The 9,852-nt window shown below is 41.2% G+C and carries 9 protein-coding genes and 1 tRNA gene; 4 read left to right on the top strand and 6 right to left on the bottom strand.

The window, feature by feature from the left end; genetic code table 11:
• Positions 1–126: 126 nt before the first annotated feature.
• Positions 127–714: a DUF998 domain-containing protein gene (locus tag Q0C15_RS00420; RefSeq protein ID WP_297214883.1), complete on the bottom strand. Its 588-nt coding sequence runs from the start codon at positions 712–714 to the stop codon at positions 127–129.
• A 57-nt stretch (positions 715–771) separates the two neighbouring features.
• Positions 772–843: transfer RNA gene (locus Q0C15_RS00415), tRNA-His, on the bottom strand.
• Between the two features lie 149 nt (positions 844–992).
• On the opposite strand from Q0C15_RS00415, the gene Q0C15_RS00410 reads away from it, so the two are divergent.
• Both Q0C15_RS00410 and Q0C15_RS00405 read left to right on the top strand, forming a co-directional pair.
• The gene (locus Q0C15_RS00410; protein WP_297214881.1) at positions 993–1,766 is read left to right on the top strand and encodes a sulfite exporter TauE/SafE family protein; all 774 of its coding nucleotides are present in this window, start codon (positions 993–995) and stop codon (positions 1,764–1,766) included.
• A 180-nt stretch (positions 1,767–1,946) separates the two neighbouring features.
• Positions 1,947–2,519 (top strand): rusticyanin, encoded by a 573-nt coding sequence (locus Q0C15_RS00405; protein WP_297214879.1) that lies wholly within the window; start codon positions 1,947–1,949, stop codon positions 2,517–2,519.
• A 366-nt stretch (positions 2,520–2,885) separates the two neighbouring features.
• Here Q0C15_RS00405 and Q0C15_RS00400 read toward each other — a convergent pair whose 3' ends face one another.
• From Q0C15_RS00400 to Q0C15_RS00385, 4 genes are all read right to left on the bottom strand, one after another.
• Positions 2,886–3,845, bottom strand: a complete 960-nt coding sequence (locus Q0C15_RS00400) for an NAD(P)/FAD-dependent oxidoreductase (RefSeq protein WP_297214877.1) — start codon at positions 3,843–3,845, stop codon at positions 2,886–2,888.
• Between the two features lie 115 nt (positions 3,846–3,960).
• Positions 3,961–4,917, bottom strand: coding sequence for an NAD(P)/FAD-dependent oxidoreductase (locus tag Q0C15_RS00395; RefSeq protein ID WP_297214875.1), 957 nt, complete (start codon positions 4,915–4,917; stop codon positions 3,961–3,963).
• Between the two features lie 59 nt (positions 4,918–4,976).
• Complete coding sequence (locus Q0C15_RS00390; RefSeq protein WP_297214873.1) at positions 4,977–5,984, bottom strand: 60S ribosomal export protein NMD3; 1,008 nt, start codon at positions 5,982–5,984, stop codon at positions 4,977–4,979.
• 73 nt (positions 5,985–6,057) lie between these two features.
• Positions 6,058–6,759 (bottom strand): metallophosphoesterase family protein, encoded by a 702-nt coding sequence (locus Q0C15_RS00385; RefSeq protein WP_297214871.1) that lies wholly within the window; start codon positions 6,757–6,759, stop codon positions 6,058–6,060.
• Positions 6,760–7,145: 386 nt separating this feature from the next.
• Here Q0C15_RS00385 and Q0C15_RS00380 point away from each other — a divergent pair, with 386 nt between their 5' ends.
• On the top strand, positions 7,146–7,865 hold the full coding sequence (locus Q0C15_RS00380; protein ID WP_297214869.1) for a DUF72 domain-containing protein: 720 nt from the start codon (positions 7,146–7,148) through the stop codon (positions 7,863–7,865).
• Between the two features lie 110 nt (positions 7,866–7,975).
• Positions 7,976–9,852, top strand: a 1,877-nt coding sequence (locus Q0C15_RS00375; protein ID WP_297214867.1) for a thioredoxin domain-containing protein, incomplete at its 3' end; no start/stop codon positions are given.

Here is a 9,852-nt window from a genome sequence, read left to right as displayed (position 1 = left end):
TGTATCTCATGTCCGAAGAGGTTGAAATTTACAGCTTCCCCTAAACTCCTAACTTATCTTTTAAATAGCGTGTTCTTCATGATTCATAACGACAGACCTGAAAAATAGGTGAACACAGACATATGTTTACTTCCAAGTCATCACATATATTATAACTATGAGATCTATCACGATTATTCCGAATATTTCGCTTTCAGCAACTGAACCCCATTTAACAGCATGCTCTATGAACCAAGAAACCATGATTATAATAATTGAAGAGAGACCGCTTCTATAATTCTTCGTCATCACTCTGGACAGACTAATGGTAAAAAATGAGATACTCGATAGTATGAAGAACCATATGGAAACGAAATTATGCGGATAAGTACCCTCATGATATATACCTATCAGGGCGAGGAATAGCCCAGATATTATGAAGAAAGAAAGCCCAGAAGTTTCGACCTTGTTCTTTGAATATAATATTCCAAACGATGAAAATACACCTATAAAAAGGCCAGTTAAAATCATTCCATCATTATAGATGAAGGGAAAGGTTGGGGCTGGATGCCCATTCTGAACTAGGTTTCCTCCACCGAGATCACTCAATGCATTATGAGTGACAGAAAACCATGGATTAAACATGATCGAAGCCAAAATCGTGATCCATGCAGATATTATGGCCAAAGCTGACGTTATAAATAGAGCTCTCTTGGAGTTTACGGAAGGGGTCATATTGATATTATGCAATTTGACCTTAAAAATTCCATGCAATGATATTCTGAACTTTAGGGCCGGGACCGGGAATCGAACCCGGGTCCGGGGATCCACAGTCCCCAAGGATAGCCACTACCCCACCCCGGCCATCACATCAGAACAACAAATTGGAAATCGTAATATTCTAACGATTGATAAGCTTTTCCTTATTTTCCACATTCATGAAGGCAAATGTTTCGTTTCTGCAATATAATAAGATTTGAACATGATTAATTAGGATGATTTGATGTGGGGCTATGCCTTTATTACTTCTATTGATTCTGATCGGTATTTCAGTTGGTGCTCTCACAGGAATAACAGGAAGCAGCGGTGTTTTGATCGTTGTACCGGCTCTGAGTCTCATGGGCCTTACATTTCAGGATTCCGTGGGAACAAGTCTTCTAGTTGACGTGATAACAACTTCAACTGTCATCTACGTCTATTTTAGAAACAAGAACATAGCCATAGCCCCGGCATTGATAATGGGACTTGGTGCACTGCTTGGAACTCAGATAGGAATAAGGATAGCCATAAGCGTGTCAGAAACCCCGCTTGAGATAGCCTTTTCAATACTGACCATGGCGCTTGCTGTGCAGATGTTCAGAAGAGCGAGGGGCCATGGAATTAACATAAAGGAAAAGAAGAGCGCAGACAACACCAGATCGCATTTTCTTCTCGCATTTCTTCTTAGCATACCAGTAGGCATACTAACTGGAACACTGGGTACGAGTGGCGGAATAATGTTCATAGGTATACTTATGCTGTTATTTTCGCTTAGTGCTCAAAAGATGGTCGGGACGGCTACGCTTGCAATGATCTTTTCTGCTCTGAGCGGATCAGCTGGGTATATCATTGTGGGAAGGATATCCCTCTTAGATGCAGCCATAATAGGATCGATTTCGCTTATCTCAGGTTATTTTTTCTCGACAACAGCCAACAAAATAAGGGAAAGTTTGGTTTATGAGGCCATAGGTTCAATATTTGTCATAGTGGTTATAGTCGAGATAATGAAGATCACTGGATTTGTGTAAGTCAGCCAAGTGATGGGAACGGCCATACATGATTAGCGATTCGGCATGTGCTGGCGCATAATCGGATCGGAATGATCCCGTCATTTTTTAAATAATGGTAGAGATGCCTCATCCATCAATGCAAAATGCACAGGATGTTATTATATAAACGTTTAGGATCGTTCTACCGGAGGCGTCTATTTGGAGAAAAGCAGAACAACAATTATTATCGGAATTCTTATAGTTGTTCTTCTGCTTCTAACCGCTTCGATCATCATCGAGCATCGAAGAACAACTGAAACCAGGTATCTAAGCGCATCACAGTTAGAAGCACTGAACGCTACCACCAGCAACATTAGTGTTCTGCCGGATTCAAATGAGATATTCATAAACAGCAGTGCAACGATCCTCGTGATGCTCGGGCCAATGAATTCTCCCAGCATGTACAGCTTTGAAATTTTTGGACTGTATAATCCTCATCTTATAATAAGAGTCGGAAGTCTTGTAAGGTTCTATGCAGTCAATGTAGACACGGACTCTTATCATAACTTTGTCATAACCGATGTGGCTCCGCCGTATGGCTATACGATCATGGGGAACATGGGTGAAATGGGGTCAATGATGCCATATCTACCACCCCAATCTGAAGGCCATTTTGCCTATTATGTCTATGATTTCAGTTTCGCCCAGACAGGGACTCTGTGGTACATATGCACATATCCAGGACACGCCGAACACGGGATGTACGGTGAAATAACCGTTTCATCAGCGTGAAGAAATTGAAAGAAGACAAGTATTGCGCGAGCCATTATTAACTTGAATCTTCCGAACTTACTTTCAACGAAGAGATCTCAGCCCAGACATCTAATTCATTCAGGATCTATCAATAGTGCACACAGGCTTGTATTCGAGCTTTACTAGGGCCATTCTTATAAGTCTTGAATAATTTTTCATTAAATTCTATCATTGGTGGAAGTTCGAGTACATCATGGTCAAGGATGGGAGTTTTACAGTTCTTATAGAAACATAAATTTCCTATAAAATTGGATATATCGAATCGATGATCCGTTTCAAAAAATATAGGTACATATTTATATTGTTTGAATTCTAACTTTGAGCGGTGGTATCGTCGGCGGATCTCTACTTTCTTGATATGGAATCGGAATACATTGAGAGTGCCGCCTTGCAGCCGTCACCCACCGCTGAAGCTATCTGGGCGAAACTTCCAGAGGTGACGTCTCCGGCAGCGTAGATGCCTGGGACGCTTGTCCTCTGTCTGGAGTCTACGACTATGTAGCCTCTTTCATCCAACTTTACGCCGCTGTCCTTCAAGAAGGATGTCTGTGGGATCAGGCCGACGTACACAAAGACTCCGTCTGTTTCAATGACCTTTTCCTCTCCACTTGTTCTGTCTTTGTATCTAACACCTGTTACTTTCTTTCCATCCCCCACAATCTCAGTTACCTGTGCATTCATAATATATGGTATCTTCCTGCTCTTGATCTCCTGTACGTAGGCATTTTCGCACATGTATTTGGGCATGTATTCGATTATAGTTACATCTTTCACATATTCGCTCATGGATATGGCCGCTATGGCTCCTGAATTTCCTCCACCTATAACAACGACTCGCTTTCCCTTGAACAGGTATCCATCACATGTGGAACAGTAAGAGGTCCCCTTTCCAAAGTATTCAGATTCACCTTTAACGCCAAGATGCTTATGCGTTGTTCCTGTCGTAATCACAACATACTTCGCATGATAGGTATCGTCGCTGGTCTCTATATCGAATCCGCTTGCGGTCTTCTTTATGGATCTGACCTCCACACCTTCCCTGATTTTTGCATAGTTAGCCGCATGATCCGAAAAAAGCTTTGCGAGTTCAGAACCGACTATGCTTTTGAATCCAAGATAGTTTTCCACAAGAGGTGCCTCTGCAGTCAGGCCGCCCGCAACGGCTTTGTCAAGGATCACGACTGAGAATCCAGACCTTGCAGCATATACTGCGGCAGAAAATCCTGCTGCGCCTGCACCGACTATGACAACATCAAAATCTCTTTCTTTTTCCTGTGATGATACTGCATGTAAGTTAAACTCCATGCCCCTTCATTATTAATTTATTAAAAAGATTAACTGTATCAGCTTATGCTAACAGATCTTTCATGCTCCGCGCATTTGCTGCATAGAATGATCAAGATGAAAAGGGATCGATAAATCAAATGATCGCTTTAAGCGCCTTGGACAGACTAAAATCTATCCCGAAGTGCCTTAGATCTCTGGATATCAAAGGAAGATATCTTATATTTGAAAAGTTTACAAGCATCCCCTTCTGTACGCGGCTAACAAATTCTGAAAGGGCATAATAAGCAGAGAAATTCTTCTTAAGACTACGGACATATCTGTCTTCAATTTCATCCAGAGTGCCACCTTTAGATATAGATCTGTAGAGCAATTCTGCAGATTCTATAGATGGAATTATTCCCTCACCAGTTAGTGGTGATACGGTTCCGATTGCCTCACCTATTCCAATTATATTGCCTTTCACAGCTTTTTCGAATAAAGGTTTCATCCGTATCTTCCTGCCGGTTATCCTCAATCTTCGATAGGCATCTATGAAGGCAAGATCCTCATGCCTTATGGAGCCAACGCCAACATGCGATAGGCCTGACCCAAGCGGGAATTCCCATAAATATCCACTACCGTTCTTTAAGAAGAAAAAATAAAAATCGTCATGGATCTGCGAATCTGTTAAATACTCCTTGGTAAAATATGTCACATCATCAGGTGCCTGCCCTAGATAATATCTGGAGACCCCGGTTGCATCAACGATGATGTCTGTTTCGCTATTTTTTTCGATGTCTATCTCTTTTCGAAGATCGTATTGCAGCCTGTTACGATCGAATGTTATGAGGCCTGATGGCCTAAAGTCAACAATAGAACCATTTTCTCCTGCGAATGTAATGTTTTCTGCCCAGTGTAATACGTAGCCTTCAAAATCAAGATCGATTTCAGACATGTATTCCTTCATCAGATTGAAATTCGTTCCATACGCACATGGTATGTAATAGTTCGGTCTCTTTACATCGAAGGCATAAACTTCGAAACCTGATTTTTTCAATCTTTTATAAAGATAAAGACCAGATATACCGAGACCCATCACAGAGATTTTCATCCAGTATCATCATTTCATAATTTTTATATAAAGATTATGTATAAAAATAACAGATCAATTCATAGAAAATATTTGCCTTTATATGTGAAAAGTTTGATCTCGTTGCCCTCGGTCCTGCCCTTTATTGTAATGATCCTGAATGTCTGAGCATCCATCAGCTGGCTTTCATCTTCAGTCCTTGAGATAACTATAAAATTCTTCACCTGAGGTTCCTTTGTTATGATCTTACCATCATTTGAAAAGAAGACATTTCTGTTTATCCTTCCCCTTTCTTCGGTATCCACATCTATCACATCTATGTGTCTGTTTCTAACCGCAGTTAAAATGTATTTTCTTTTGTCCACCGAGATTATCGCGCCTTCTGGAGCATCCAGAATTCTGAGTGAATAAGTGAACCTGAAGAATTTCCTACCCTCCTTTACTCCCGCCAACGACTTGGAGACTATAAGCGTGGCGAAGTAGTGATCCAGGATGAAGGAAGATATGAGATCTCCATCGCCCTTCTTTCCCAGATATATATCTATTCCTTCAGGCTTTTTCTCTATCTTTGATATGAAAGATGCGGCATCCATCTTCCTTCTTTTCTCCATTATCTTTTCTATGGATTCCAGAACTCCTGACAGCATATCGTCATATTTCATACTCACTGTTCTCAACTGTATAGTGGCCTCAAAATAGGATCCTGTAACCTTATTACAAGTTGGACAGCTTATATAATTGACCGAATATGGAACAGAAACTGTTTCAACTTTTGAATCCATATTCTGTCTTTCGATGCTGACCTTCAATACCAAATTTCGGCTGGACTCATCGAAATATATACTTTTGGGATCGCCGGTGATCTTGGCCACTGGATCGGTGCATTTTATCTCATCCATTATAAGTGGTAAAAGACGATCGGCGTAATCTTCTCTGTACCATTTCTTTCCTATCCTAACAGATCCGCATTTAGGGCATATTGCTATATTGACGTTGCCTATATTCTCTATATTCGCACGTTCATAAAGGCACTGGCTGCATACGCCATGTTCAATGGCCTCATTCTTGCCACAAACTACACATTTCATTAATTTATCATCCACATATTACAAATTGATACTTCTTTTTTACGTAATTGCCGAGCTACCACCGTATCACCTTTCACATACCGAAGAGCGCATAGATCCTGGCAAGTACCTCCGTATCCACAATCAGTGATCTCAATTCGGATCTCAACCTTGAACGATCGTAATCGAATCTTTTCAATTCTATAGAATTTTTATCAGGATCGTAGACAGCATATGAGGGAAACCTCTGATCTCTAGGCTGTCCGATGGATCCTGGATTTATGATAAAGTTCCCGGCATATCTAAGGACAAATTGATAGTGTGTGTGCCCTATGAAGTAATTTGCTGGGTCGATTGGAGCCCCTATTGCACTTTTCATATGATCTGGAACAGACCATGGATACATATATCCATACAGTTCGTCTCGTGGCGAGGCATGTATGATCTGAAATTTAGAACCATCCACATCCATCTCTTCCCTGATCTTCAGAGATTTGAGATAGGATATGTCATTTTTTCCGAGTTTCCTGATCGTTATGTTATTGCGCGTATAGATAGATAGGTCGTGATTTTCCTCTCCACACCTGCAATCAACTGAATGCGCAACGGCATAGTCATGGTTTCCAGAGACAATGACATCTGCGTTGCTTCTGATTATATCGAGAACCTCCGCTGGATTTGGGCCATAATCCACGGCATCTCCACAGAATATAAGCTTATCGTACTTCTCCTCCTCGATCACGCGGTAGACCGGCGTTATATTCGCATGAGCATCGCTTATTATGAGATATCTCATATATGGAAATGAATCCGCAAGTTAAAAGGCTTTTATCATTTCATCTTTATATGCTGATTGGAGACCAGGATCCTCAGAGAGCAAAAACTTGGGCTCTATCTGCTATATACATGAATATTCGTAACGCAAAAAAGTTTATGAGTTAACGAATTATATTTAGTTGACCGATTCAATCCATAACGAAGGTTTATGCGGTATGATCGACAGAACCTGCACCTCACCGGAAAATGTAAAGAAGCCGATGGTGATAAGGAAATGGATGGTACCACAGGCATACAATGCCGTATTGATTAAAGCATCTAGAGTTTTCAAGATCTATAAGTGCAGGTCTATATCGATCCTTGGCAGAATAAAACAAAGTTTGGATGATCAGTACACGTGGTAAAATGCAGATCAGAGTAGGCTGTTCTGGCTGGTATTATCAACATTGGAGAGGAACTTTCTATCCGGAGGATCTTGATAAGAAAGAATGGTTCAAATATTATATGAGCAAATTCGACACTGTAGAGATCAACTCATCCTTTTATTCTTTTCCAGATAGGAAGAGAGTTAGATCCTGGGAAAAACAGAGTTCCAGCGATTTCATATTCAGCGTGAAAATGAACAGATCAATAACACACGTGAAGAAGCTCAGAGACGTTGAGGAAGATCTTACTTTGTTCTACGAAGCTATCGATGCGCTTGGAAGGAAGCTCGGATGTGTACTCTATCAATTGCCGCCTTCCTTCAAATACTCTCCCGAAAATCTCATTCTCATAGAAAGTACCCTTAACAAAAGATTCTGCAATGTTGTTGAATTCAGAAATGTCACATGGTTTTCAGAGTCAGCAATGTCCCAATTGCAAAGAACCGACATACATATCGCGGCCATAAGTTCTGACCGAATACCTCTATGGTTCAAGGGAGATTCGATAGTTTATCTGAGGCTCCATGGTGATGTCAATGGCTATGCCACTGATTATCCGGATGACAGGCTGAGAGCCTTTGCGCAGAAGATAGTCGATATGGATCCTGAAGTAGTCTATATATATTTCAACAACGATTACAACGGCTATGCGCCAAAGAATGCCATTACTATGAAGAAAATACTTGAAGGGATGGTATAAGAAAGCCCGATTACACAGCCTAGCTATTTCAATGTTGGGAAGATCATGAAATCCCTTTTGTTGCGGTCAAAAATAGGGAAAGTTATTAATTCAAAAACAAATAGAACCTTATGTCGAATGAACTGTCTAGAAGCTCAAGTCCATACCTGCTGATGCATGCAGATGATCCCGTGAACTGGCACGCCTGGACCCAGGAGACGCTTAGAACCGCAAAAGATCAGAACAAGCTTATATTCCTTAGTATAGGTTATTCCTCTTGCCACTGGTGCCATGTCATGCACGATGAGAGCTTCGTCGATTCTGAGATCGCGAAGATACTCAATGATCATTATATAGCAGTCAAGGTTGATCGCGAGGAGAGGCCGGATCTTGATTCATATTTCATGAAGGTATCTCAGGTTATAAATGGGAACGGGGGTTGGCCCTTGAATGTCATTCTCTTGCCAGATGGCAGACCTGTTTTCTCCATGACGTATGTTCCTAAGGAAGACAGGAACGGCATGACCGGATTGAAGACCATATTAATTCAGCTTTCTGAGATGTACATCAAGAATCCTCAACAATTTGATGACCAGGCAAAAGCCGTAACTGACGCAATCGAGGAAAGATCAGGCATTTCGGCCAAGATAACTGAGTCCATAGGCGATCGCCTGTACGAATCAATAGCAAAATACCTTGACTTCACGGATGGTGGTTTTTCGGGACAGACAAAATTCTACAATACGCCAGTTCTTGAGTTTCTTATGGATAGATACGAGGACAGACGTGACGAGAATATCAAAAAATTTCTGGAAACAACCCTCAAAACTATAGCCATCCGTGGCGTTCATGATCCATTGTTCGGAGGATTTTTCAGATATTCAACGGATTCCATGTGGATAATACCACATTTTGAAAAGATGACCTACACGCAGGCTCAGCTGATGAAGGTTTACGCAAAGATGTTTCTTCTTTTCAAAGATCCATTTTATGTGAAGATGATCGATGACATTTATAATTTCATGGATAGAGACATGTATGACGGTGAAGCTTATTATACAGCCATGGACGCCGATTATAAGGGTGTCGAAGGAGGCCATTACCTCTTTCGGTATGACGATATTAAGGCGTTACTTGGTGATATATTTCCAAAATTCACAAGCGTATATGATATCAATGTAAACGGAAATTTTTCTGATCCGTTCGGACAAAACAGAGGAATGAATTTTCTCTATTTTTCAGGCACATACAATGAATTCGACGATCTGACGCAATCCAGGGATGTGCAGGAAGCTCTGGTCATCGGAATAGCGAAGCTCAGATCCATAAAGGAAGGAGATGATGTATTCATAGACAGGAAAAAACTTGTTGACATGAACGCCATGATGATTTCAGCGCTGACGTGGGCATATAGATCCACTTCTGATGCCAGATATCTGAAACGTGCTTCAGATCTCTCCTCCTGGATCATCAAGCTGAACGAGGGATCCGTTGTGCACGGGCTATTCAATGGTAAGATTCTGGAAATACCTACCATCCAAGATTACGCATTTCTTTCTCAGGCAATGATAGATATGTTTGAAACAACCTTTGATGAAACATATCTTGAAAAGGCAAAAAACTTTGCTAAGAAGGCCATGGTTCTGATCAAAGACGGAAAATTGGCATATTCCTCCGAGATCACCGATCTGGATCCTGCCGACGGAGAGATAGAATCACCCTATGCTGTCTTCGTCAGGGTATTGGATGAAATATCTTTGCTAACGGATGATATAGATCTTCATGATACCTCGGATGGCCTGATAAGAAACGTATTCGGAAACGTCATTTCGTTCCCTGCGGCTTATCCCTCAATGGTTCGATCCGCTGAATTCCACCGGAATGCAAAGCATGTATATTCCGAACTGCCAAAGATAGAAGAAATAATGCATAGGTCGCTTCTGCATAACGCCATATTCAGCGTAGAAGAATCCAACAATTACAATGTCTGCGGGTATGGAATGTGCCT

Source organism: Thermoplasma sp. (assembly GCF_023256435.1).
In the GTDB taxonomy this organism is placed as follows: Archaea; Thermoplasmatota; Thermoplasmata; order Thermoplasmatales; family Thermoplasmataceae; genus Thermoplasma.
This window is presented reverse-complemented; position numbering and strand designations above follow the sequence as displayed.

Bases quoted from the DNA above. Each gene is read 5' to 3' on its own strand.
- Q0C15_RS00420 (WP_297214883.1), bottom strand. From the start codon at position 714: ATGACCCCTTCCGTAAACTCCAAGAGAGCTCTATTTATAACGTCAGCT.
- Q0C15_RS00410 (WP_297214881.1), top strand. From the start codon at position 993: ATGCCTTTATTACTTCTATTGATTCTGATCGGTATTTCAGTTGGTGCT.
- Q0C15_RS00400 (WP_297214877.1), bottom strand. From the start codon at position 3,845: ATGGAGTTTAACTTACATGCAGTATCATCACAGGAAAAAGAAAGAGAT.
- Q0C15_RS00395 (WP_297214875.1), bottom strand. From the start codon at position 4,917: ATGAAAATCTCTGTGATGGGTCTCGGTATATCTGGTCTTTATCTTTAT.
- Q0C15_RS00390 (WP_297214873.1), bottom strand. From the start codon at position 5,984: ATGAAATGTGTAGTTTGTGGCAAGAATGAGGCCATTGAACATGGCGTA.
- Q0C15_RS00385 (WP_297214871.1), bottom strand. From the start codon at position 6,759: ATGAGATATCTCATAATAAGCGATGCTCATGCGAATATAACGCCGGTC.
- Q0C15_RS00380 (WP_297214869.1), top strand. From the start codon at position 7,146: ATGCAGATCAGAGTAGGCTGTTCTGGCTGGTATTATCAACATTGGAGA.